Origin of the sequence: Salinarimonas sp., assembly GCF_040111675.1 — a bacterium.
In the GTDB taxonomy this organism is placed as follows: Bacteria; Pseudomonadota; Alphaproteobacteria; order Rhizobiales; family Beijerinckiaceae; genus Salinarimonas.
Genome location: NZ_CP157794.1, coordinates 2,895,350 through 2,917,871 on the forward strand (window position 1 = coordinate 2,895,350; position 22,522 = coordinate 2,917,871).

Annotated in this window: 22 protein-coding genes; 15 read left to right on the forward strand and 7 right to left on the reverse strand. The window is 71.8% G+C overall.

What is annotated here, in order from left to right; genetic code table 11:
* Positions 1–7 precede the first annotated feature (7 nt).
* The 4 genes from thiB (at position 8) to ABL310_RS13445 (ending at position 4,171) form a co-directional block, all read left to right on the forward strand.
* A complete protein-coding gene (thiB, locus tag ABL310_RS13430) occupies positions 8–1,021 on the forward strand; it encodes a thiamine ABC transporter substrate binding subunit (protein ID WP_349367522.1) in 1,014 nt (337 codons plus the stop codon).
* A gap of 13 nt (positions 1,022–1,034) precedes the next feature.
* Positions 1,035–2,609, forward strand: a complete 1,575-nt coding sequence (locus ABL310_RS13435; protein WP_349367523.1) for an ABC transporter permease subunit — start codon at positions 1,035–1,037, stop codon at positions 2,607–2,609.
* Entirely contained in the window at positions 2,603–3,319 is a 717-nt protein-coding gene (locus tag ABL310_RS13440) for an ATP-binding cassette domain-containing protein (protein WP_349367524.1), read from the forward strand. The genes ABL310_RS13435 and ABL310_RS13440 overlap by 7 nt, the downstream gene beginning before the upstream one ends.
* 75 nt (positions 3,320–3,394) lie before the next feature.
* On the forward strand, positions 3,395–4,171 hold the full coding sequence (locus ABL310_RS13445) for a TVP38/TMEM64 family protein (protein WP_349367525.1): 777 nt from the start codon (positions 3,395–3,397) through the stop codon (positions 4,169–4,171).
* Here ABL310_RS13445 and ABL310_RS13450 read toward each other — a convergent pair.
* Positions 4,089–5,096 carry a LysR substrate-binding domain-containing protein gene (locus ABL310_RS13450; protein WP_349367526.1) on the reverse strand — a complete coding sequence of 336 codons (1,008 nt, stop codon included), beginning with the start codon at positions 5,094–5,096 and terminating at the stop codon, positions 4,089–4,091. The two genes, ABL310_RS13445 and ABL310_RS13450, sit on opposite strands and share 83 nt — an antisense overlap.
* A gap of 211 nt (positions 5,097–5,307) precedes the next feature.
* Here ABL310_RS13450 and ABL310_RS13455 point away from each other — a divergent pair, with 211 nt between their 5' ends.
* Together ABL310_RS13455 and ABL310_RS13460 are read left to right on the forward strand one after the other, a co-directional pair.
* A complete protein-coding gene (locus tag ABL310_RS13455; RefSeq protein ID WP_349367527.1) occupies positions 5,308–6,702 on the forward strand; it encodes an MATE family efflux transporter in 1,395 nt (464 codons plus the stop codon).
* Positions 6,703–6,739: 37 nt separating this feature from the next.
* On the forward strand, positions 6,740–7,123 hold the full coding sequence (locus ABL310_RS13460; RefSeq protein ID WP_349367528.1) for a ParB N-terminal domain-containing protein: 384 nt from the start codon (positions 6,740–6,742) through the stop codon (positions 7,121–7,123).
* Positions 7,124–7,402: 279 nt separating this feature from the next.
* Here the strand turns inward: ABL310_RS13460 and ABL310_RS13465 are convergent, their stop codons facing one another.
* Both ABL310_RS13465 and ABL310_RS13470 read right to left on the reverse strand, forming a co-directional pair.
* Complete coding sequence (locus ABL310_RS13465; protein ID WP_349367529.1) at positions 7,403–8,635, reverse strand: AMP-binding protein; 1,233 nt, start codon at positions 8,633–8,635, stop codon at positions 7,403–7,405.
* A gap of 104 nt (positions 8,636–8,739) precedes the next feature.
* Entirely contained in the window at positions 8,740–9,399 is a 660-nt protein-coding gene (locus tag ABL310_RS13470) for a ChrR family anti-sigma-E factor (protein WP_349367530.1), read from the reverse strand.
* A 269-nt stretch (positions 9,400–9,668) separates the two neighbouring features.
* On the opposite strand from ABL310_RS13470, the gene ABL310_RS13475 reads away from it, so the two are divergent.
* The 3 genes from ABL310_RS13475 to ABL310_RS13485 all read left to right on the forward strand — a co-directional run bounded on the left by ABL310_RS13475 (position 9,669) and on the right by ABL310_RS13485 (position 12,802).
* Positions 9,669–10,385 carry an alanyl-tRNA editing protein gene (locus tag ABL310_RS13475; RefSeq protein ID WP_349367531.1) on the forward strand — a complete coding sequence of 239 codons (717 nt, stop codon included), beginning with the start codon at positions 9,669–9,671 and terminating at the stop codon, positions 10,383–10,385.
* A 40-nt stretch (positions 10,386–10,425) separates the two neighbouring features.
* Positions 10,426–11,274, forward strand: coding sequence for a 3-mercaptopyruvate sulfurtransferase (gene sseA, locus ABL310_RS13480; RefSeq protein ID WP_349367532.1), 849 nt, complete (start codon positions 10,426–10,428; stop codon positions 11,272–11,274).
* 85 nt (positions 11,275–11,359) lie between these two features.
* Positions 11,360–12,802, forward strand: coding sequence for a Do family serine endopeptidase (locus ABL310_RS13485; RefSeq protein ID WP_349367533.1), 1,443 nt, complete (start codon positions 11,360–11,362; stop codon positions 12,800–12,802).
* Between the two features lie 57 nt (positions 12,803–12,859).
* On the opposite strand, the gene ABL310_RS13490 is transcribed toward ABL310_RS13485, so the two are convergent.
* On the reverse strand, positions 12,860–13,747 hold the full coding sequence (locus tag ABL310_RS13490; RefSeq protein ID WP_349367534.1) for a branched-chain amino acid aminotransferase: 888 nt from the start codon (positions 13,745–13,747) through the stop codon (positions 12,860–12,862).
* Between the two features lie 222 nt (positions 13,748–13,969).
* Between ABL310_RS13490 and ABL310_RS13495 the strand changes: the two genes are divergently transcribed.
* The gene (locus ABL310_RS13495) at positions 13,970–14,629 is read left to right on the forward strand and encodes a MarR family winged helix-turn-helix transcriptional regulator (protein ID WP_374730409.1); all 660 of its coding nucleotides are present in this window, start codon (positions 13,970–13,972) and stop codon (positions 14,627–14,629) included.
* Between the two features lie 26 nt (positions 14,630–14,655).
* On the opposite strand, the gene ABL310_RS13500 is transcribed toward ABL310_RS13495, so the two are convergent.
* A complete protein-coding gene (locus ABL310_RS13500) occupies positions 14,656–15,861 on the reverse strand; it encodes an IS110 family transposase (protein WP_349367535.1) in 1,206 nt (401 codons plus the stop codon).
* Between the two features lie 254 nt (positions 15,862–16,115).
* On the opposite strand from ABL310_RS13500, the gene ABL310_RS13505 reads away from it, so the two are divergent.
* The 4 genes from ABL310_RS13505 to ABL310_RS13520 all read left to right on the forward strand — a co-directional run bounded on the left by ABL310_RS13505 (position 16,116) and on the right by ABL310_RS13520 (position 19,056).
* Entirely contained in the window at positions 16,116–16,862 is a 747-nt protein-coding gene (locus ABL310_RS13505; RefSeq protein ID WP_349367536.1) for a response regulator transcription factor, read from the forward strand.
* 86 nt (positions 16,863–16,948) lie between these two features.
* Entirely contained in the window at positions 16,949–18,289 is a 1,341-nt protein-coding gene (locus ABL310_RS13510) for an ATP-binding protein (protein WP_349372057.1), read from the forward strand.
* A gap of 73 nt (positions 18,290–18,362) precedes the next feature.
* Positions 18,363–18,656 (forward strand): hypothetical protein, encoded by a 294-nt coding sequence (locus ABL310_RS13515; RefSeq protein WP_349367537.1) that lies wholly within the window; start codon positions 18,363–18,365, stop codon positions 18,654–18,656.
* Positions 18,657–18,792: 136 nt separating this feature from the next.
* On the forward strand, positions 18,793–19,056 hold the full coding sequence (locus ABL310_RS13520) for a hypothetical protein (RefSeq protein ID WP_349367538.1): 264 nt from the start codon (positions 18,793–18,795) through the stop codon (positions 19,054–19,056).
* A gap of 12 nt (positions 19,057–19,068) precedes the next feature.
* On the opposite strand, the gene ABL310_RS13525 is transcribed toward ABL310_RS13520, so the two are convergent.
* Positions 19,069–19,413, reverse strand: coding sequence for a tRNA-binding protein (locus ABL310_RS13525; RefSeq protein ID WP_349367539.1), 345 nt, complete (start codon positions 19,411–19,413; stop codon positions 19,069–19,071).
* A 73-nt stretch (positions 19,414–19,486) separates the two neighbouring features.
* Complete coding sequence (locus tag ABL310_RS13530) at positions 19,487–21,667, reverse strand: sodium-translocating pyrophosphatase (RefSeq protein ID WP_349367540.1); 2,181 nt, start codon at positions 21,665–21,667, stop codon at positions 19,487–19,489.
* A gap of 353 nt (positions 21,668–22,020) precedes the next feature.
* Here ABL310_RS13530 and ABL310_RS13535 point away from each other — a divergent pair, with 353 nt between their 5' ends.
* Entirely contained in the window at positions 22,021–22,515 is a 495-nt protein-coding gene (locus ABL310_RS13535) for a fasciclin domain-containing protein (RefSeq protein ID WP_349367541.1), read from the forward strand.
* The last annotated feature ends 7 nt before the right edge of the window (positions 22,516–22,522 follow it).

The following is a 22,522-nucleotide window of genomic DNA, read 5'->3' on the forward strand; positions in this document are numbered from 1 at the left end:
CCGATCGATGAAGCACGCCACCCTTCCCGCCGCCGCCCTCGTCCTCGCCGCGGCCGGCTTCGCCACACCCGCGGCGGCGCAGGACGCGCCCACCCTGCGCGTCTACACCTATTCCTCCTTCGTCGGGCGCTACGGTCCGGGCGAGGCGATCGAGGCCCGATTCGAGGCGCGCTGCGGCTGCAATCTCGAGTGGGTGACCGCCGACGATGCGGGCTCTCTCCTCGGGCGCCTGCGGCTCGAGGGCGAGCACAGCCCGGCGGACGTCGTGCTCGGGCTCGACATGAACCTCGCCGAGCAGGCCCGCGCGCTGGGCCTGTTCGCCCCGCACGGGGCCGACACGAGCGGGCTCGACCTGCCGATCGCCTGGGAGGACGAGGTCTTCCTGCCCTTCGACTGGGGCTATCTCGCCTTCGTCTACGACGAGACGCGCCTCTCCGAGCCGCCGGCGACCCTGGAGGCCCTGTTCACCGATCCCGACGGGCCGACCGTCGTGCTCCAGGACGCGCGCACCAGCGCGCCGGGCTTCGGCCTTCTGCTGTGGTCCGAGGCGGTGTTCGGCGACGGCTTTCCGGAGGCTTGGGCGGCGCTGTCGCCGCGCGTCGTCACCTTTACGAACGGCTGGTCCGAGGCCTACGGGCTGTTCCTCGAGGGCGAGGCGGACATGGTGCTCTCCTATGCCACCTCGCCCGCCTATCACCGCGCGGTCGAGGGCGAGGAGAAGTACCACGCGGCCGAGTTCGCGGAGGGGCATTACCTCCACGTCGAGATCGCGGCGGCGACCCGCACCAGCGACGAGCCGGAGCTCGCGCGCGACTTCCTCGCCTTCATGCTCTCCGACGGCTTCCAGAGCCTGATCCCCGAGGGGAACTGGATGTACCCCGCCGCCATGCCCGACGCGGGCCTGCCGGAGAGCTTCGAGGGGCTGATCACGCCCGACGAGGCCTTCCTGTTCGATCCCGCCCGCGTCGCCGCCGAGCGCCGGGCGCTCCTCGACGCCTGGCTCGAGGCGACCTCGCGCTGAGCGCGGGCCGGCCGTGACCATCCGCACGCCCCGCCTGCCCCATCCGGGCGCGCTCGTCGCGCTCGGGCTCGCCGCGCTGGCGGCGCTCTCCTTCGGAGCGCTCGTGGGCGCCGCGGAGACGCGGGCGGGCGCCTTTGCGCTCGATCCGTATCTGCGGCGCGTCCTCGTCTTCGCGCTGACGCAGGCGCTCCTCTCGACGGCGCTCTCCGTCGGCTTCGGCGCCGCGCTGGCGCTGGCGCTGGCGCGGCGGCGCTTTCCCGGGCGCGACCTCGTCCTCGCCGGGCTCGGCGCGGCGGCGGTCATGCCCGCCATCGTCGTCGTTTTCTGCGTCGTGGCGGTCTACGGGCGCTCGGGCTGGCTCGCGGCCGGGCTCGACGCCCTGGGCTCGAGCGCCCGGCCGAACCCGTTCGGCTGGACGGGAATCCTGATCGCGCACGTCTTCCTCAACGCGGCGCTGGCGGCGCGGGTCTTCCTCGACGCGCTCGCCCGGGTGCCCGCGGAGCATTGGCGGCTCGCGGCGATCCTCGGCTTCGGGCCGCTCGCGACGCTGCGCCATCTCGACTGGCCGATCCTGAAGAGCGAGCTGCCCGGCCTCGCGGGGCTCGTCTTCCTGCTCTGCTTCACGAGCTTCGCCATCGTGCTGACGCTCGGCGGCGGGCCCGGCAAGGCGACGCTCGAGGTCGCGATCTTCGAGGCCTTGAAGGTCGATCTCGACTTCGCCCGCGCCGCGGTGCTGGCGGGGCTGCAGCTCGCGATCTGCCTGTCGCTGACGCTCTCGCTGCACTGGGCGGTGACCCGCGCGCCGGTCGCGCCGACGCAAAGCCTTCCCGTCGCGCGGCCGGACGCCGCCGATCCGCGCCTGCGCCGCCTCGATCTCGCCGTCCTCGCCCTCGGCGCCGCCCTGTTCGCGCCGCTGCTCGCCGCGACGCTGACCGGCGCCGCCGCGCTGCCCCGGGTGCTCGACGCCGACCTCGCCTACGCCGCCGGCGTCAGCGTCGCGATCGCCCTCGTCTCGGCCGGCCTCGCCTGCGCCCTCGCGCTGGCCCTCGCCGGCGCGGCGCAGGCGGCGCGGTCACGACGCCGGCCCGGCGTCGCGGCGGCCTACGACCTCCTGCCGGCGCTCGTGCTGGCGATCCCGCCCTTCGCGCTCACCGCCGGGCTGTTCCTGGCCCTGCGCGGCCTCGTTTCGCCGACGCAGGCCGGCTTCCTGCTGCTGCCGCTCGTCAACGCCATCGGCGCCCTCCCCTTCGCCTACCGCTTCCTCGCCCCCGCGCTCGCCACGACGCAGGAGCGCTACGGCCGCCTCGCCGCGCTGCTCGGGCTCACGGGCCGCGCCCGGCTCGCGATCGTGGACTGGCCGACCCTGCGCCGGCCCTTCGCCGGCGCCTTCGCACTTGCGGCGGCGCTTTCGTTCGGCGATTTCGGCATCGTGGCCTTGTTCGGCGGCGGCGCGCTGCGCACCCTGCCCTATCTCCTCTACGAGCGGCTCGGCAGCTATCGCCTCGACGAGGCGGCGGCGATCGGGCTCATCCTCGTCGCCACCGCCTTCCTGCTCTCGGCGCTCGCCGCGCGGACCGCCCGATGCTGATCGTCGACGAATGCCGCCTCGCCTATCCGGATTTCGCCGCCGCCTACACGCTCCGGGCGGAGGCCGGCTCCATGCTCGCGATCGTCGGCCCCTCCGGCGGGGGCAAGACGACGCTGCTCTCGATGATCGCCGGCTTCGAGACACCCTATCGCGGCCGGCTCTCCTTCGCCGGGCGGGACCTCCTGCCGCTCGCCCCGGCCGAGCGGCCGGTGGCGATGATGTTCCAGGACAACAACCTCTTCGCTCACCTCACCGCCGCGCAGAACGTCGCCCTCGGCATCCGGCCCTCGCTGCGCCTCGCCCCGGAGGACCGCGCCCGCGTCGGCGACGCGCTCGGCGCCGTCGACCTCGCCGGGCTGGAGGATCGGCGCCCGGAGGCGCTCTCCGGCGGGCAGCGCCAGCGGGTGGCGCTCGCGCGCGCGCTCGTCTCGCGAAAGCCGCTCCTCCTGCTGGACGAGCCCTTCGGCGCCCTCGATCCCGGCCTGCGGCGCGAGATGATCGCCATCGTCGACGACCTGCGCCGGGCGCGCGGCATCACCGTCCTCATCACCATCCACACGCCCGAGGACGTGCTCGACCGGGCGGACGCCCTCGCCTTCGTCGCGGACGGCCGCGTTCTGGTGCAGGATGCCCCGCGGGCGGCGCTCGACCCGGCCCGCGATCCGCGGATCGCGGCCTTCGTCGGTCACGGCCCGCGCGCGAAACCGTGACCGGCGCGCGAGGCGCCGACGCGTTACGATCCCCGGACCCGGCGCGAAGAGGCGGCGAGACCGGGAGAAAGACCGATGACCGTGATGCAGAACATCGACGACGACACCTCCGCCACCGCTCCGAAGACGCCGAAGACGCCCGCGCCGCGCGGGTATCTGCGCCGCTTCGGGCCCCTCGTCGCCCTCGCGGCGATCGTCGCCGGCGCCTTCGCGCTGGGGCTCGACGACTACGTCTCCTTCGAGACGCTGCGGGCGAATTCCGAACGGCTGCAGAGCTTCGTCGCCGACGGCTTCGTGATCGCCGCCCTCGCCTACATGGCGGTCTACGCCGTCGTGGTGGCGGCCTCGCTGCCCGGCGGCGCGGTGCTGACCATGACCGGCGGCTTCCTGTTCGGCGTCGCCTTCGGCACGGCCTTCGCCGTGATCGGCGCGACGATCGGCGCGACGGGCGTCTTCCTCATCGCCAGGACCGCGCTCGGCGACGCGCTGCGCGAGAAGGCCGGCGGCGCGGTGGCGCGCATGGCCGAGGGCTTCCGCAAGGACGCGTTCAACTACCTGCTCTTCCTGCGCCTCGTCCCCGCCTTCCCCTTCTTCGTCGTCAACCTCGCCCCCGCCTTCCTGGGCGTGAAGCTCTCGACCTACGTGGTGGCCACCCTCATCGGCATCATTCCCGGCGCCTTCGTCTTCGCCTCGGTGGGCGCGGGCTTCGAGAGCGTCATCGCCCAGGGCGGCGAGCTCTCCGCCCGCGGCGTGCTGACGCCGGAGGTGATCACGGCGCTGGTGGGGCTGGCGGTTCTGGCGCTGATCCCGGTGGTGGTGCGCCGGGTGCGGGAGGGGAAGGCGCGGGGGTGAGCGGCGCCGGAGGCGACGCGGGCGGCGGCGCCAGGATCTCGCGCAGCCAGGCGAGGAAGGCGGTCGCGGCGGCGTCGAGCACCGGTCGCCGCAGCGCGACGAACGATCCGAGCGAAACCGGCGGAGCGTCAGGCAACACCCGGACGAGCCGCTCGTCCCGCATCTCGCGCGCGGCGAGCCGAACATCCGCGAGAACCACGCCGACCCCTGCCACGGCCGCCTGAATGGCGAGATCGTCGGTCTCGAACCGCATCGTCGGCTGCTCGGGCGACCAGGCGACGCCGTGCGCGGTCGCCCAGGCCTGCCAGTCCCAGCCCGTCGGCGTCGCACCGAGAAGCCGCGCGCGGCTCATCAGCTGCACCGGGGTCTGGATATCGCCGAGACGCGCGAGCACCCGCGGCGAGGCGACGGGCTCGGCCTCGTCTCGAAACAGCACGACACTCCCGCGCGGCGGGGGCGCGTCTCTTGTGTAGCACAAGACGAGTTCGTTCTCGGCGAGATCGTCCTCGTCCGCCGAGTCGGAGACGCTCAGCACGAGCTCGATCAGCGGGTGATCGCGCTCGAACGCGGCGATCCGCGGCAACAGCATGCGGGCCGCGAGCGTGGCGACGGCTCTGACACGCACCTGGTGACTCTCTTCGGCAGCGATGCTCGGCCGACGCGAGAGCTCCGTTCTCGCCTCGTCGAGAGCGATATCGATCAGGTCCAGGGCCTGGCTGAGCTTCGCGGAAAGCGCTGCGCCCACGCCGGTGAGCTCCAGCCCCCGTCCCGACCGGACGAAGAGAGGGCCGCCGACGAAGGTCTCCAGCTCGCGCACCTGCCGACTGATCGCGCCGTCCGTGACCCCCATCTCGAGTGCGGCCGCCTTGACGCTCCCGCGGCGCGCCGCCACCTCGAAGGCCCGAAGCGCCGAGAGCGGCAGCATGCGACGTCTCATTGTTGCATCCTCCTCCACTTCGCGATGGATCTTTTCTCATTAGTAGCATCGCGCCCAGTCGTGCCATTCCCGAGCCTCGCCTCACGTCCGCATCCCCAGCAGCTGCGCGGGCGCCGCGAAGGGCGAGGGAGCCGAGAACATGCAGAACCCCGTCGACGAACCTCCGTCCTCGCCCCCGCGCGACGCGAGGAGAGCGCCGATGTCGCGGCCTGACCATCCGTCGAGGCGCGCCTCGCTCGCGGCGACGCTGCGCCTCGCCGTGCCGCTGATGGTCGCGCAGGTGGCGACCGTCGCGCTGGCGCTGGTCGACACGATCACCTTCGGCTTCCTCGGGACGCAGGCCCTCGCGGGGGGAGGCCTCGGCGCCTCGGTCTTCTCCCTCGTCAACATCACCTGCGTCGGCGTGCTGATGGCGACGGGCAACATCGTCGCCTTCGCGCACGGCGCCGGTCGGCCCGACGAGGTCCGCGCGGCGGTGGCGGGAGGGCTGGTCGTCGCGCTGGGGCTCGGGCTCGCGACCATGCTCGCCGCCTTTATGGCGGGCGAAGCGGTCCTGCGTGCGACGGGCCAGGCGCCCGCCGTCGCATCGACGGCGTCGGTGTATCTCGCCTGGGCCTGCCTCGGCCTCGTCCCGAGCCTCGCCCTGACGGTGCTGCGAGGCCTGACCGTCGGCCTCGGCCGCCCCGGCCCGATCACCCTGATCACCGTCGCCGCCGTCGCGATCAAGGCTCTTCTCAATCTGCCCCTGATCCTGGTGGCGGGCGACATGAGCGATGCCGAGCGCGCCGGCTTTGGCGCCGCCTGGACCGGCGCGGCGACGGCAGCCACCTATCTCGTCATGGCGGGCGGGCTCTGGCTGTGGTGCCGCAAGCGGCTTCCCGAGATGCTGCCGCGCCTCGGCGCTCGCCCGTGGCGCGCTCCGCGCACGGGCGAGACGCTGCGGCTCGGGCTCCCCATCGGCCTGACCTACGGCGTCGAGGCGGGGCTCTTCACCATGGTGGCGCTGATCGTGGGGCGCTCCGGGGAGATCGCGCTGGCCGCGCACACGATCGGCAACCAGCTCGTCTACGTGGCCTTCATGGTCGTCGTCGGGCTCTCGCACGCGGCGTCCGTTCGGGTCGGCCAAGCCGCCGGCGCGGGCGATCTCGCCGGGGCCCGCCGCTGCGGACGCGAGGCGCTGGTTCTCACCATCGCCGTGACGAGCGTGACCGCAGCCGTGTTCGCCGGCTTCGGCGAGCCGCTCGCCGCACTGCTCGTCGGCCGCGCTGACGAGACCAGCGGGGACGTGGTCGCGCTCGCGGCGGGCCTCCTCCTGGTCGCCGCCGCCTTCCAGTGGGCCGACGGGACGCAGAACGTGGCGATGGGCGCCCTGCGCGGCCTCAAGGATTCGCGCGCCACGGCGATCATCGCGATCGCCTCCTACTGGGGCGTCGGCATTCCCGCGGCCTGGTGGCTCGCCGCGAGCAACGGCGCCATCGGGGCGTGGTGGGGGCTGTGCATCGGACTCTACACCGCGGCGGGGCTCATGGTGATCCGCTTCGAGCTCGTCACGCGGATCTCGAACGAGGCCGCGCACCGCGCGGCGCCCGTCTGAAACGCGGCTCGGATCCAGTCCGCAAAGGAGACGCTCGATGGAAACCGACTGCGCGATCCTCCCGGTCGCCAGCCTACGACCCACGGAGGAAACCAACCCGGACCGCGTGAGGGCCGTCACCGAGGCGATCCTGCGCGCCGGCGTGTGGAGCGAGCCCATCCTCGTCGAGCGCGAGACGCGCGCCGTCACGGACGGGCATCAACGTCTGGCGGCCGCGATCCGGCTCGGCCTCGCCGACGTCCCGGTGCGTCTCGCCGATTACGGCGCCGCGGCGCAGGCGCCCGCCGCCCTCCCCGCGCCCAGGGCCGTCCCACTGGCGCTGCTACGCGGTGCGTCGCACTTCGCCGATCACGTCCGCTGGATCTGGAAGGCCGGCGATCCCGTGCCCGGCCGCACGGCGAGACGCTACGCCGCGGCATGAGGCACGGCCCGAACAGACGAACCCGCCGGGAGGCTTCCCTCCCGGCGGGCTCTACGATGTCTCGCCGTGCTAAGCACCGAGGTGCTCACGCGTGAGGCCAATCAGGGGTCCGAAGACCTCAGCGGGCAGCCTCGGCGAGGTGACAGCGCTGACAAAGAGACACTGGATCACCTCCTTTCGTTTGTTTCGACTGACGAAGAAGGTAGGTGACGAGCACCGAGTCGAAAAGGGGGAAATCGTCGCCCGCCGGCTGAAATTTTCAGCCGGCTGCGTGAAAGCTCAGCCGTAGTCGCGCTCGTCGGCGATCACCTTGCCGTCGTTGGGCAGGCTGCCGGGAGCGACGAGGGCCACTTCGCCGCGCAGCTTCAGCACGGTCTGGACCGAGGCGGCGAGCGCCTCCTTCAGGGCGGGCGTGGCGGTCTCGGTCTCGGCGTTGAGCGTCATCGCGTCGGTCTCGCCGGCGCGGGTGACGACGAGGCGCGCCTTGCCGATCTCGGGATGGCGCCGGACGATCTCGGCCACCTGCTCCGGGCGCACGAACATGCCCTTGACCTTGGTGGTCTGGTCGGCGCGGCCCATCCACCCCTTGATGCGGGTGTTGGTGCGCCCGCACGGGCTCGGCTCCGTCAGCGCGGCGGTGAGATCGCCCAGCGCGAGGCGGATCAGCGGGTGGCGCGGCTCGAGGGTGGTCACCACCACCTCGCCGACCTCGCCGGGCGCCACCGGATCGCCGGTGCCGGGGCGGACGATCTCGAAGACGATGTCCTCGTTGACCACCATGCCCTCGGGCGCCTCGGTCTCGTAGGCGATGAAGCCGAGATCCGCCGTGGCGTAGGCCTGCCGGGCGACGATGCCGCGCGCGGCGAACTCCGCCTGGAGCGATTTCGGGAACGCCGCGCCGGAGACCACGGCCTTGCGGATGGAGGAGGCGTCGCGGCCCTTCTCCGCGGCGGCGTCGAGCAGGATCTTGAGGAAGTCGGGCGTGCCGGCATAGGCGACGGGGCGCAGAGCCTCGATCAGGTCGAGCTGCGCGTCGGTATTGCCGGGACCCGCCGGGATCACGGTCGCGCCGAGCGCGCGGGCGCCGGAATCCATGATGAAGCCGCCCGGCGTCAGATGGTAGGAGAAGGTGTTGAGCACGATGTCGCCCGGCCGGAAGCCGATGGCGAAGAGGCCGCGCGCCGCCCGCCACGGATCGGCGCCCTCCCCCTCCGGCTCGTGGATCGGGCCGGGCGAGGTGAACAGCCGGGAGAAGCCGTGCGTGCCGTCGGGCAGGAAGCCGCCGAAGGGCGGGCTCTCCTTCTGCAGGCGGGGGAGATCCGACTTGCGCAGGACGGGCAGGCGCGCCAGCGCCTCGCGGCTCGTGATCGTGGCGGGATCGACGGCGCCGAGATGGGCCCTCCAGCCGGGCGCGCGAAGCGCGGAGGCGATGGCCTCGGGCAGCCGGCCGAACAGGTCGGCCTCGCGGGCGGCGGGATCCTGCGTGTCGCGCGCGTCGTGGAACTCTGTCATCGGCGTCTCCTCCTTCGCGTCCTCTCCGGGCCGGCGGCGCCCATGTGAACGGGGCGCGGGCCGGATGGCAAGAGCGGGGAGACGGGCGCGCGCGACGCGCGCCCTCAGTGCCGGAAGATCTTCTGGACGATGCGGCCGATCGGGCCCGTGAGCTTCAAGGGCGCGTCGGTGACGGCGAAGCAGAAGCAGTCCTCGTCCGCATCGGCGACGGGCTGGTGATCGACGTCCATGTCGGCGACGGCGATGTCGCCGCGGGCGTAACGGCCGTGGATGTCCGAGAAGGCGCCCTTGAGCACGAGCGTGTACTCGGACCCCTCGTGCGTGTGCGAGGGGATCTTGCGGCCGCCGCGGATCCAGTAGAGCGTCGCCTCGCCGTCCTCGTTGTCGGCGACGCGGTATTCCTTCACGCCGGGCAGCAGCGTGCGCCAGGGCGTCTGCGCCAGACCGGCGCCGAGATAGCGCGCCAGCGGATAGGGCACGACCTCGTCCCCGATATAGCGCTCCATCCGCGGCTTCAGGATCGGCTCGTCGCCCTCGGCGAAAATCGCCGCGAGCCGGGCGTCGCGGTCGCGGACCGAGACCGGCGTCACGCGCTCGATTTCCGCGGCGGTCGCGGCCTCGAGCGCGCCGACGAAGCGTCGGCCCTCGGGGCGGATCGCGAGATGGCTCGCCACGAGCGCATGCAGCGGCGCGCTCAGCGAGCCACGCGCATAGCTCGCGAGAAGCGTGTCGAGCGGTCGTTCGGTCTGCCCGGTCGGAGTCACTGACGTCACCTTTAGCGGCCGAGGATCGTGAAAGCCGCGTCACTCGGATCTACGCGCAGGGCTCCGTCCCGGATCATTGGCGGAAGCGACTTTCGTTATCCGGGACAATGAATTAACGGCGACTGGCGCAAAATACGTATAATGCCGGAGGCGCGTGTGCGCAAGCGCACGCCCGGGAGGCCGCGCTCCGGCGCTTGCCATGCGCGCATGCGGCTTCTAGCGTTCGCCGCCGCCACCCGAGACAGCCGCGACTTTCGAGGAGTACGCCCGTGACCGCCCCGATGTTCCGAGACGACGCCTACCTGACGCGCGCCACCGCCCGGGTGGTCGACGTGACCGAGAAGGGCATCGTCCTCGACCGCACGATGTTCTACGCGCGGGGCGGCGGCCAGCCGGGCGACGCGGGGCGAATCACGCGCCAGGACGGGACCGCGATCCCGATCGCCGAGGCGGTCTACGGCGAGGACCGCGCCACCATCGTGCACGTCCCGGCGCCCGACGCGCCGGCGGTCGGCGCGGACCTGATCGGCGAGGACGTCGTCGCCGAGATCGACTGGGAGCTGCGCCACAAGCGCATGCGGGTGCACACGGCGCTGCACCTCCTCTCCGTCGTGCTGCCCTACCCCGTCACCGGCGGCGCCATCGGCGACGGCGACGGGCGTCTCGACTTCGACCTGCCCGAGGCCGGCCTCGACAAGGACGACATCGCCGAGCGGCTCAACGCGCTGATCGCGCGGGACGCGCCGGTCTCCGAGCGCTGGATCTCCGACGCGGAGCTCGACGCCAATCCGGGCCTCGTCAAGACCATGTCGGTGCAGCCGCCGCGCGGCGCGGGCCGGGTGCGCCTCGTCGCCATCGGCGACATCGACCTCCAGCCCTGCGGCGGCACGCACGTGAAGGCGACGGGCGAGATCGGCCGGGTGCTCGTCACGGACGTCCAGAAGAAGGGCAAGCAGAACCGCCGCGTGCGCATCGCGCTCGCCTGAACGAGCGGCTATGCTGCGCGAAAATCCGGAGGAGCGCCCGATGACCGACACGCCTTTCGTCACCCCCGCCTGGCTCGCCGCCCACCTCGACGCGCCCGGGCTCGTCGTCGTCGACGGCTCCTACTACCTCTCCACCATGGGGCGGGACGCCGAGGCGGAGTTCCGCGAGGGTCACATCCCCGGCGCGATCCGCTTCGACATCGACGCCGTGCGCGACGAGGGCTCCGATCTGCCGCACATGCTGCCGACGCCGGAGGTCTTCGCCGCCAGGGTCGGCGAGATGGGCATCGGCGACGGCATGCAGATCGTCGTCTACGACGGCGCTGGCCTGTTCTCCGCCCCGCGCGTGTGGTGGACCTTCGAGACCTTCGGCGCGAGCGACGTCTCCATCCTGGAAGGCGGCTTCCCCGCCTGGAAGGCGGCCGGGCTGCCCGTCGAGGAGGGCCCGGCGCGCCCGCGCGCGAAGCGCAGCTTCACGCCGCGCGTCGACCATTCGGCGGTCGCCGATCTCGCCGACGTGCGCCGCGCGCTCGAGACCGGCTCGGCCCAGGTGGTGGACGCCCGTCCGGCGGACCGCTTCGCCGGCCGCGCGCCGGAGCCGCGGCCGGGCGTCCGCTCAGGGCACATGCCGGGGGCGTACAACGTGCCTTTCGCGGAGATCGTGCAGGACGGCCGCCTCGCCGACGCCGACACGATCCGCGCCGCGCTGGACCGCGCGGGCGTCGATCCGAGCCGGCCGGTGATCACGAGCTGCGGCTCGGGCGTCTCGGCGGCGATCCTGTCCCTCGCCTTCGAGAAGATCGGCCGCCCGGCGCGGTCGCTCTACGACGGCTCCTGGGCGGAATGGGGCACGCGGGACGATTGCCCGGTGGAGACGGACGACCGTTGAGCCGCGCGCGGGGCGCTGGTGACAAGCCCCGCGCCCATGCGCTAGCGATGTGCGAGCGTTCCTTCCCGAATCGGGGCTCCGAGCCATGCTGCGCACACGCACACGCGCGATCCTCCTCGTCGCCCTCGCCGCGCTCGTCGCCGCGCCGGCGGGCCTGCTCGTGGCGCAGGACCGCGCGCCGGAGAGGCCCGCGGAGAGCCGCGCCGTCCCCGGCAGCGCCGCGCAGATCCAGCTCTCCTTCGCGCCCCTCGTGCGCGAGGCGGCGCCCGCCGTCGTCAACGTCTACGGCGAGACGCGCAGCCGCGCGCCGTCGGACCCCCGCGAGGAGTTCTTCCGCCGCTTCTTCGGCGAGGACGTTTTCGGCGGCATGCCCCGCGAGCGGGTGCAGCGCTCGCTCGGATCCGGCGTGATCGTCGACGCGAGCGGGCTCGTCGTGACCAACAACCACGTGGTCGAGGGCATGGAGGAGGTCCGCGTCGCCCTCGTCGACCGGCGCGAGCTCGACGCCGAGATCGTGCTGCGCGACCCGCGCACCGATCTGGCCGTGCTGCGCATCGCCTCGAACGAGACCTTCCCGTCGATTCCGCTGGGCGACGACACCGCCCTCGAGGTCGGCGATCTGGTGCTCGCCATCGGCAACCCGTTCGGCGTCGGCCAGACGGTGACGCAGGGCATCGTCTCGGCGCTGGCGCGCACCCAGATCGGCATCTCCGACTACCAGTTCTTCATCCAGACCGACGCCGCCATCAATCCCGGCAATTCGGGCGGCGCGCTGCTCGACATGGGCGGGCGGCTGGTGGGCGTCAACACGGCGATCTTCTCGCGCTCCGGCGGCTCGCACGGCATCGGCTTCGCCATCCCCGCCAGCATGGTGCGCGCCGTCGTCGCGAGCGCGGAGGACGGGGCGGAGCGGGTGCGCAGGCCCTGGCTCGGCGCGAGCCTGCAGGCGCTCACCCCGGACCTCGCCGAGGGCGTGGGCCTGCTGCGCCCCGTCGGCGCTCTCGTCACCGACCTTCACCCGAACGGCCCGGCGGCCGAGGCGGGCCTCGCCCGCGGCGACGTCGTGCTCGCCGTGGACGGGCAGGAGATCGCCGACACCGAGGCCTTCGGCTATCGCTTCGCGCTCGCGGGCGTGGACGGGGAGAGCGTGCTCACCGTGCTGCGCCGGGGCGAGCGCGTGGACCTCGCCGTGCGGCTGATCCCGCCGCCGGAGGACCCGCCGCGCGATCCGATCCGTATCGAGGCGCGCTCGCCGCTCGACGGCGCTCTCGTCGTCAACCTCTCGCCCGCCGTGGCGGACGAGATGCGCATCCTGCAGATGGTCGGCGCCGTCGTCGTCCAGGAGGTGCCGCCGCGCTCCATCGCCGCCCGCTACGGCTTCCGGCCGGGCGACGCGCTCATCGAGATCAACCGGGTGCGCATCGAGGCGACCGGCGACGTCGAGCGCGCCCTCTCGCGCGGCCGCGGCGCCTGGGAGCTGACCATCAACCGAGACGGACGCACCATCACCACCGTGCTGCGGGGTTGAGCCGCTCCCACGCCGGGCGCGGGAGCGGTCGCGGGGCCCGACGCCGGGGCCCCTCGATCAGGCGGCCTGGGCCTTGGGACGCACCTCGGACATGTAGTCCTCCATGAGCGTCATGGTGATGTTGCCGGGCTGGAACGTGTAGGGCCCGATCTCGGACACCGGCGTCACCTCGGCGGCGGTGCCGGTGATGAAGCACTCGTTGAAGCTGTCGAGCTCGTCGGGCATGATCCGGCGCTCGATCACCTCGAAGCCGCGGCGCTTGGCGAGATCGATCACCGTACGCCGGGTGATGCCGTCGAGGAAGCAGTCGGCGATGGGGGTGTGGATCGCGCCGTCGCGGGTGAAGAACGCGTTCGCGCCGGTGCACTCCGCCACGCGGCCCTGCCAGTCGAGCATCAGCGCGTCGGCGTAGCCCTTGCGCTCCGCCGCGTGCTTCGAGATCGTGCAGATCATGTAGAGGCCCGCCGCCTTGGAATGACAGGGCGCGGTCCTCGGGTCCGGGCGGCGGTACTCGGCCATGTCGAGGCGGATGCCCTTGAGGCGCTGCGCCGGGTCGAAATAGCTCGGCCAATCCCACGCGGCGATGGCGAGATGGATGGTGTTCTTCTGCGCCGAGACGCCCATCATCTCAGAGCCGCGCCAGGCGACGGGGCGGACATAGGCGTCGACGAGGCCGTTCTTCTGCACGACGATATCCTTCGCCGCGTCGATCTCGGCGACGGTGTAGGGGATCTCGAAATCCAGCACCTCGGCCGAGCGGCGCAGGCGCTCGGAATGCTCCGTCGACTTGAAGATCGCGCCGCCATAGGCGCGCTCGCCCTCGAATACGGAAGAGCCGTAATGCAGCCCGTGCGAGAGCACGTGCAGCGTCGCCTCGCTCCACGGCACCAGCGCGCCGTCCAGCCAGATGTAGCCGTCCCGTTGATCGAAGGTGAGAGCGGACATGGAACCACGACTCCTCAGGGTTCACAGCTTGGGGCGGGCGCAGAGCGCCCGTTTCGGTCGGCCGGATCGCGTCTTGCGACACGCAATTGCCGGCCTGCGCGGAAGAACGATCGATCCTTTCGCCGATCGGGCTTGACGAGTAACAATCCGCCTGAGATATGTCAACAAGGCTGACATAACGAGCGAACGGATTTTTTCGGCGTGACGCAAGCGACGGCCAAGATGCCTCTGGACAAGACGCCTCTGGAGAAGCCCCTCGAGCGGACCCCGGACGCTGCCCTCGACGGGTCGCAGCGTGAGACCTCCCCCCTCCCCTTCGCGGCGAGCGAGGGCGCCGCGTCCCGGCGCGTGCGGGACGCGGCGCGCGCGCACGCGCGGGAGCACGGGCGCGAGCCCGGCGCGGACGAGCCCGAGGCGCCGGCCTACGACCTGATCGAGCTGTTCTTCTTCGCCTACCGCGACTTCGTCGGCGATCCGGACCGGATCCTGACGGAATACGGCTTCGGCCGTGCGCACCATCGCGTCCTGCATTTCGTCGCCCGCAATCCCGGCCTCACGATCGCCGAACTCCTGGAGATCCTTCGGATCACCAAGCAGAGCCTCAACCGCGTGCTCAAGGAGCTGATCGAGAAGGGCTTCGTCGAGGCCCGCCCGGGCACGAGCGACAGGCGCCAGCGCCTGCTCCACGTCACGACGCAGGGGAGCGAGCTCGCCCGGCGCCTGGCGCGGCTGCAGACGCAGCGCATCGGCCGGGCGCTCGCCGAGGTGCCCGACGACGGCCGAGCCGCGGTCGTGGACTTTCTCTTGGCCATGATCGATCCGTCCGAGCGCGCCGCGGTGGCGCGCCTCGTCGGCGGCGATCCCACCGGAGAGGCCGCATGAGACACCCCGTGTCCACCTCTGTTTTTCTACGCGGCGCATTTTTGCGCGGCGAGATGGCGTGCGGGTTCGTATTCGGCTCGATCTCGCCAGGCATGCCAGAGGATGCGGATCCAGGCGCGTGCCAGGATACGGACGGCGTGGGGGTGACTGCATCCGCGCTGCCTGGCCCGCATGTAGACGTCGGCGGCCCAGGGGGAGGCATGGCGGGAGTTGTCGGCGAAGCAGGTGAGGGCGGCGCGCAGACGGTGATTGCAGGCCCATCGGAAGACGACGCCCCTGCTTTTTCCGGAGGCGTGGGTGACGGGGCAGACGCCGGCCTCCGCGGCGAGCTGGTCTGCGGTCTGGAAGCGCGCGCGGTCGTCGCCGATCTCGGCGAGGATCTGGGCGGCGTTGATGCGGCCGGCGCGCGGGAAGGACATGACGATGCGGCCGTCGGGCAGCTCGGCGACGTCGTGCTCGATGCGGGCGGTGAGGTCGCGGATCGCGGCGACGATGCGCTCGAGGGCGACGACGAGGGCGCGCACGATCTCGCCCTTGGCCTCGCTCTCGTCCCGGCCGGCGAGGCCGATCGGCGCGGCGCGCAGGCGGGCGAGGAGCTCGGCGGCGCTGCGGCGGCCGCTGTAGCGGGCCTGGGCCATGAAGGCGGCCATGCGCTTCTCGCCGAGTCGTGCGGCGCTCTCGGGCGTGGGGTAGCGGGCGAGGAAGGCGAGGGCGACGGGGCTGTCGACGTCGGCGAAGATCGCGGCGGCGCCCGGCCAGAAGCTTTCGAGCAGGCTGCGCAGCTGGTTTGCGAGGCCGACGCGCGTGGCGACGAGGTCGTCGCGCCCGCGCACGAGGGCGCGCAGCGCCTTGACCGCGTCGGAGGCCTGGCGCAGCGGGGCGAAGCGATGCCCGTCGGTGCGCAGGATGTCGGCGAGCATGTAGGCGTCACCCGTATCGGACTTGCCGCCGGCGGCGCGATAGCGCGGACGGCAGGCCTTCACGACGTTCGGGTGGATCGGCACGACCGGATGGCCGGCGGCGACGAGCGTGTCGACGACGAGGCCGGACGGGCGCTCGATCGCCACCGGCATCTCGCCGACGGGCGCGATGCGCGCGAGCGCGGCCACGAGCTTGGCGAGGCCGGCGGCGGTGTGCGGGACGTCGAGGCGTGCGCGGACCGCACCCGTCTCGTCGAGGACGCAGGCCGCATGGCCCGCGCCGCCCCAGTCGAAACCAACAGTGAAAGGCATAGGCGACGTCTCCCGGTTCGGTGTACCCTCACCCGAGCCGGGAGGTCGTGCGGATCGCTCATTGGAAGGCGCTCCGGCTGGCAGGCTCAGGCGCTACACCCCGTGGTCCGTCCGGTCCTCCCGGCACCTGCCGCGCGGCGGGTCTCATACGGGCCCTCGAAGGGCAAGCGACGCCGGCCGTCGCGGCAGGCGCTCGGGCTGGCGAATACTACGCCGCTCCGCGGCTCCGCATCCGCCAGCCCGAAGGTGCACCAATGAGCGAGACAGCCGCCGTCGCGCCCGGCGCGGGCGAGACCCGCATCGAGGTGCCCGATCACGCCCCCCACGTCCTCGTCGTCGACGACGACAGGCGCCTGCGCGACCTCATCGCCAAATATCTGGGCGAGAACGGTTTCCGCGTGACGGCGGCGGCGAGCGCCGCGGAGGCTCGGGCGAAGTCCGAACATTTCGTCTTCGACGCGCTCGTCCTCGACGTGATGATGCCGGGCGAGACCGGCTTCGACTACGCCCGCTCCGTCCGAGAGACGGCGGACACGCCGATCCTGATGCTCACCGCCCGCGCCGAGACCGAGGATCGGATCACCGGCCTCGAGATCGGCGCCGACGACTACCTTCCCAAGCCCTTCGAGCCGCGCGAGCTGGTGCTGCGGCTCAACAACATCCTCAAGCGCATCGCGGCCGCGCCCGTCGGCGAGGCGGGGCCGGGGGAGGAGATCCGCTTCGGGCCCTTCACCTTCCGCCTCGATCGCGGCGAGCTGCGGCGTGGCGACGAGGCGATCCGGCTCACCGAGCGCGAGCGCGAGATCCTCGGCATTCTCGGCGGGCGCGCCAACGAGAACGTCCCGCGCGAGGACCTCTCCGGCGCCGGCGTCGCCTTGAACGAGCGCACCGTGGACGTGCAGATCAACCGGCTGCGCCGCAAGATCGAGATCGACCCGGCGAACCCGCTCCTGCTGCAGACGGTGCGCGGGGTCGGCTACAAGCTCGTCGCGGAGCGGTGAGCGTCGTGGACGGCGTCGGCGCCGCGGACGGCCGCAAGCCGCGCAGGAGCGCGGCGCGGCGCACGCTCGGCGCCCTGTGGGCTCCGGTGCGCGGCTCCGCGCGCGCCTACGGCCGCGGCGCCCGCTGGCTCGGCTCGATGATGCCGAAGGGCCTCTACGCCCGCTCGCTGATCATCGTCATCGTGCCGATCGTGCTGCTGCAGTCGATCATCGCCTACGTCTTCATGGAGCGGCACTGGCAGACGGTGACGATGCGGCTCTCCTCCGCCGTCACCGCCGACATCGCCGCGCTCATCGACGTCTGGGAGACCTATCCGCAGGACGAGGAGGGCCGCACGCTCCGGCGCATCGCCTCGCAGCGGCTCGGGCTCGACGTCGAGATCCAGCGCGGCGTGGAGCTGCCCCCGCCCGGCCCGAAGCCGTTCTTCTCGATCCTCGACGCCGCCCTCTCCGAGCAGATCGCCCGGCAGATCGCCCGCCCCTTCTGGATCGACACGCTCGGGCGCTCGAACCTCATCGAGATCCGCATCAAGCTCGACAATGCGGTGATGCGGGTCGTCGCCCGGCGCAGCCAGGCCTACGCCTCGAACTCGCACATCTTCCTATTGTGGATGATCGGCTCGTCCCTGGTGCTGATGGCCATCGCCATCCTGTTCCTGCGCAACCAGATCCGCCCGATCCTCACGCTCGCCGAGGCCGCCGAGAGCTACGGCAAGGGCCGCGAGGCCGATTTTCGTCCGCGGGGCGCGCGCGAGGTGCGCCAGGCGGGCCACGCCTTCATCGAGATGAAGCGGCGCATCGAGCGCGCCCGAGAGCAGCGCACGACCATGCTCAACGGCGTCTCCCACGACCTGCGCACCATCCTCACCCGCTTCAAGCTCTCGCTCGCCCTGATGGACACGCCCGAGGTCGAGGACCTGCGCCGGGACGTCGACGAGATGACGCGGATGCTGGAGGGCTACCTCGCCTTCGCCCGCGGCGACGCCGGCGAGACCGCGGTCGAGGTCGACCTGCGGGCCCTGCTCGAGGAGCTCGCCGCCGACGCCGAGCGGCAGGGCCATCCCGTGCGGCTCGCCATCGACGGCGACGCCGCGGTCATCGTGCGCCCCGACGCCTTCCGGCGCATGCTGTTCAACCTCGTGTCCAACGCCGCGCGCCATGGCGACATCATCGCCATCACCGCCATCCACGAGGGCCGCTGGCTGACGATCCATGTCGACGACGACGGGCCCGGCATCCCGGTCGAGCTCCGCGACGAGGTGTTCAAGCCCTTCGTGCGCCTCGACGAGGCGCGCAATCAGGACGAGGGCGGCTCCGGCCTCGGCCTGCCGATCGCCCGCGACGTCGCCCGCGCCCATGGCGGCGACATCGGGCTCGAGGACAGCCCGCTCGGGGGCTTGAGGGCGAGCGTGCGGCTGCCGGCGTGAGGGTGTAGATCCGAGCTTGCGGCACGCCCTGATTTGAACTAGCGTCGACTGCGGACGCAAGCAGGAGATCACGATGACCGGCGATCTGGGTCATCCAGTCACGACTGGGCCGCGGGCGCGCATTCTCGGAGAGCCGGATCGTATCATCGCCGAGGCTCTCGCCAATGCGCGGGCCGTGGACCTCGCCGAGTTCCTGCTCGAGGGCGGGTTCGGGGCGGACGACGTCCGCACGATCACCGAATTCTTGAAGCCGTACATGGTGCGCGACAGCATTCCACCCTACGAAGAGACGATGCGGGCGCTGACGGAACGCGGCTTCGACCGCGAGATGGCGAACGCGTTCGCTCGCGCTTTCGAGAAGGCCTGACCTCGTGCGGGACCCCGACCGGTCGCGCGACGCCCTGCTCGAGCGAGCCGCGCGGAGTGCCGCCTTCGTTCGGGCGACGTCCGATATTCGGGACGCGGGCGCTCGCGCCACAGCGCTGCTTCTCGAGATCGAAGCCATGGTGGCCAGCGCCTGCCGCACCAGGCCGCAGGCCCGCTTCAACGACGACGAGGTCGCCTGCCTCGCCGAGATCGCGTTTCGCGTGGCGCACCTTCACGAGGCGCGCAATCGGTCTCGATCCAGTGTGTTCGCGCGCCTGGCCGCCCTCTGGCGCGAGGCGAGCGGCTTCGAGCGCGTCCAGATCATCGGCGTCGCCCTCGCCGTCCCCGGCGCGCTGCTCGCCCTCGTCACGCTGGCGATCGTCGCCGCCGAGCGGATCTGACCGTCGCCTCGCTCAATAAAGCCGCCCGCCGATGGGCACGTCCTTCGAGGGCTCGATCAGCACGACCTCGCCCTCTTCGTCGGGCACCCCGAGCGTCAGCACCTGGGACATGAACTTGCCGATCTGGCGCGGCGGGAAGTTCACCACCGCCAGCACCAGCCGGCCCTCCAGCTCGTCCAGCGCGTAGTGCTTCGTGATCTGCGCCGAGGAGCGCTTCTCGCCGATCGCCGCGCCGAAATCGATGGTGAGCTTGTAGGCGGGCTTCCTCGCCTCCGGGAACGGCTCGGCCTTGACCACCCGCCCGACGCGGATGTCGACCTTGAGGAAGTCGTCGAAGACGATCTGCGGGGTGTCCATGGCGGGTGCCTCCTGAAACGGAAAAGGGCCCCCTCTCGGAGGAGAGGGCCCGTGCCGGGCGCCGCGCGCCGCCTCAATTGTGGGCGAGAACGGCGAGCAGCAGAAGCGCGATGATGTTGGTGATCTTGATCGCCGGGTTCACCGCCGGGCCGGCGGTGTCCTTGTAGGGGTCGCCGACGGTGTCGCCGGTGACCGAGGCCTTGTGGGCCTCCGACCCCTTCATGTGCTTGACGCCGTCCTTGTCGACGAAGCCGTCCTCGAAGGATTTCTTGGCGTTGTCCCAGGCGCCGCCGCCGGACGTCATCGAGATCGCGACGAACAGGCCCGTGACGATGACGCCGAGCAGCATGGCGCCCACCGCCGAGAAGGCCTGGCTCTTGCCCGCCACCGCGTAGATCACGAAGTAGGTCACGACCGGCGCCAGCACCGGGAGCAGCGAGGGCACCACCATCTCGCGGATGGCGGCCTTGGTGAGCATGTCCACCGCGCGGCCGTAATCCGGGCGGTCCTTGCCCTCCATGATGCCGGGCTTCTCCTTGAACTGCCGGCGCACCTCCTCGACCACCGCGCCCGCCGCGCGGCCCACCGCCGTCATGGCGATGCCGCCGAACAGGAACGGGATCAGGCCGCCGAAGAGCAGGCCCACCACCACGTAGGGGTTGAACAGGTTGAAGTCCGGGGTGACGCCGGCGAAGTACTGGTACTGCGTCGAGCCCTCGCGGTTCGCCTCGAGGATGAAGTAGTTGAGGTCCGAGGTATAGGCCGCGAACAGCACCAGCGCGCCCAGGCCCGCCGAGCCGATGGCGTAGCCCTTGGTGACGGCCTTCGTGGTGTTGCCCACCGCGTCGAGCGCGTCGGTGGAGCGGCGCACCTCCTTGGGCAGGCCCGCCATCTCGGCGATGCCGCCGGCGTTGTCCGTCACCGGGCCGAAGGCGTCGAGCGCCACCACCATGCCGGCGAGCGCCAGCATCGCGGTCACCGCGATGGCGATGCCGAAGAGGCCCGCCAGCAGATAGGCGGCGATGATGCCGAACACGATGACGAGCGTCGGCAGCGCCGTCGACTCGAGCGAGATGGCGAGGCCCTGGATGACGTTGGTGCCGTGGCCCGTCACCGAGGCCTGCGAGATCGAGCGCACCGGCCGGAAGCCGACGCCGGTGTAGTACTCGGTGATCCAGACGATGAGGCCGGTGACCACGAGGCCGAGCACGGCCGCGAGGAACAGGTCGAGCGAGGTGAACACCGTCGTGTTCTCGCCGCCGCCCAGCGTCGGCACCACCGCCGTGAACTCGGTCGTGAAGCCGCCGAACAGGACGAGGTTCACCACCGCGATCGCGGCGATGGAGAGCACGCCGGTGGCGACGAAGCCCTTGTAGAGGGCGCCCATGATCGACCCGTTGGAGCCGAGCTTGACGAAGAACGTGCCCGCGATCGAGGTGACGATGCACACGGCGCCGATGGCGAGCGGGTAGAGCAGCATCGTCTCCATCGCGCCCTGGCCGGCGAAGAAGATCGCCGCGAGCACCATGGTGGCGACGAAGGTCACCGCGTAGGTCTCGAACAGGTCGGCGGCCATGCCCGCGCAGTCGCCGACATTGTCGCCGACGTTGTCGGCGATGGTCGCCGGGTTGCGCGGGTCGTCCTCCGGGATGCCGGCCTCGACCTTGCCGACGAGGTCGCCGCCGACGTCCGCGCCCTTGGTGAAGATGCCGCCGCCGAGACGGGCGAAGATCGAGATCAGCGAGGCGCCGAAGCCGAGCGCGACGAGCGAGTCGATGACCACGCGCCCGCCGGGATCCTCGCCGAGCACGCGGGTGAGGATCGTGTAGTAGACCGCGACGCCGAGCAGCGCGAGGCCCGCCACCAGCATGCCGGTGACGGCGCCGGACTTGAACGCCACGTCGAGGCCCTTGGCCAGCGAGGTCGCCGCCGCCTGCGCCGTGCGCACGTTGGCGCGCACCGAGACGTTCATGCCGATGAACCCGGCCGCGCCGGAGAGGACGGCGCCGATGGCGAAGCCGATGGCGACCCAGATCCCGAGAAGCCAGACGATCGCGGCGAAGAGCACGACGCCGACGATGCCGATGGTGATGTACTGACGCTTGAGGTAGGCCTGCGCGCCTTCCGCGATGGCGCCGGCGATCTCCTGCATCCGCAGGGTGCCGGCGTCGCGCTTCATGACGTCGTTGATGGCCCATAGGCCGTAGGCGATGGATAGCGCACCGCCCAGGATGATGAGTGTGAGTGCGAGCATCTGACCGTCCTTGGGATCGGGGTCGGCGCCGTGTCCGTTGCAAGGCCGACGCGTGCACGACGCGCCGGGGCCGGCGCTCGCCCCCTCTGAGGTTTCCGGAAGAAGTCGTGCCAAACTTTGCGGCGGTGCGCAAATGAGTCTTGGGGGGCAATCCTTCGTTTTTCCCCGGATTCGGCCGAGACGGCGGCCTCAGAGCCGGCACGGGGCGCCCGATCGGTCGATCCGCCGCGATCCGGGCGCGGCGGGGCGACCCACTGCGCCACACGCCTTCGTGAACGATCCGTGATCGGCCCCCTTTCCGTACCGTCTTCCGGACCCGGCCGTCCCGGGGCACGACAGGAGAGGAAACGGACATGAAGCGCACCGTGATCGCAACCGCCGTGTTCGCGTGGCTCGGCATGGGCGCGGCAACGCAGGCCGCCAACATCGTCGAGACCGCCCAGGAGGCGGGCACCTTCGGCACGCTGCTCGCGGCCGCCGAGGCCGCAGGCCTCGCCGAGGCCCTCGCCACGGGCGAGAACCTGACCGTCTTCGCGCCGACCGACGAGGCCTTCGCGGCGCTTCCGGCCGGCACGGTGGAAAGCCTGCTCCAGCCGGAGAACAGGGATCAGCTCGCGGCGATCCTGTCCTACCACGTGCTGCCGCGCGAGCTCGCCTCGAACCAGCTGCCCGGCCGCACGATCCACATCCGCACCATCAAGCAGGGCGGCGACCGCCTGCTCGCCATCGCAAAGGACGCGCATACCGGGGCGGTCGTCGTCGACGGCGCGAACGTGGTCGCGGCCGACATCCGCGCCGACAACGGGATCATCCACGTCATCGACAAGGTGATGCTGCCCGACGGCTGATCGGTGA

Coding starts and splice junctions, on each gene's coding strand:
- ABL310_RS13455 (WP_349367527.1), top strand. CDS start 5,308: ATGTCGCGGCCTGACCATCCGTCGAGGCGCGCCTCGCTCGCGGCGACG.
- ABL310_RS13525 (WP_349367539.1), bottom strand. CDS start 19,413: ATGGACACCCCGCAGATCGTCTTCGACGACTTCCTCAAGGTCGACATC.
- ABL310_RS13460 (WP_349367528.1), top strand. CDS start 6,740: ATGGAAACCGACTGCGCGATCCTCCCGGTCGCCAGCCTACGACCCACG.
- ABL310_RS13450 (WP_349367526.1), bottom strand. CDS start 5,096: ATGCTGCCGCTCTCGGCGCTTCGGGCCTTCGAGGTGGCGGCGCGCCGC.
- thiB (WP_349367522.1), top strand. CDS start 8: ATGAAGCACGCCACCCTTCCCGCCGCCGCCCTCGTCCTCGCCGCGGCC.
- ABL310_RS13495 (WP_374730409.1), top strand. CDS start 13,970: ATGCCTCTGGACAAGACGCCTCTGGAGAAGCCCCTCGAGCGGACCCCG.
- ABL310_RS13505 (WP_349367536.1), top strand. CDS start 16,116: ATGAGCGAGACAGCCGCCGTCGCGCCCGGCGCGGGCGAGACCCGCATC.
- ABL310_RS13445 (WP_349367525.1), top strand. CDS start 3,395: ATGACCGTGATGCAGAACATCGACGACGACACCTCCGCCACCGCTCCG.
- sseA (WP_349367532.1), top strand. CDS start 10,426: ATGACCGACACGCCTTTCGTCACCCCCGCCTGGCTCGCCGCCCACCTC.
- ABL310_RS13485 (WP_349367533.1), top strand. CDS start 11,360: ATGCTGCGCACACGCACACGCGCGATCCTCCTCGTCGCCCTCGCCGCG.
- ABL310_RS13500 (WP_349367535.1), bottom strand. CDS start 15,861: ATGCCTTTCACTGTTGGTTTCGACTGGGGCGGCGCGGGCCATGCGGCC.
- ABL310_RS13535 (WP_349367541.1), top strand. CDS start 22,021: ATGAAGCGCACCGTGATCGCAACCGCCGTGTTCGCGTGGCTCGGCATG.
- ABL310_RS13490 (WP_349367534.1), bottom strand. CDS start 13,747: ATGTCCGCTCTCACCTTCGATCAACGGGACGGCTACATCTGGCTGGAC.
- ABL310_RS13465 (WP_349367529.1), bottom strand. CDS start 8,635: ATGACAGAGTTCCACGACGCGCGCGACACGCAGGATCCCGCCGCCCGC.
- ABL310_RS13530 (WP_349367540.1), bottom strand. CDS start 21,667: ATGCTCGCACTCACACTCATCATCCTGGGCGGTGCGCTATCCATCGCC.
- ABL310_RS13520 (WP_349367538.1), top strand. CDS start 18,793: ATGGTGGCCAGCGCCTGCCGCACCAGGCCGCAGGCCCGCTTCAACGAC.
- ABL310_RS13440 (WP_349367524.1), top strand. CDS start 2,603: ATGCTGATCGTCGACGAATGCCGCCTCGCCTATCCGGATTTCGCCGCC.
- ABL310_RS13515 (WP_349367537.1), top strand. CDS start 18,363: ATGACCGGCGATCTGGGTCATCCAGTCACGACTGGGCCGCGGGCGCGC.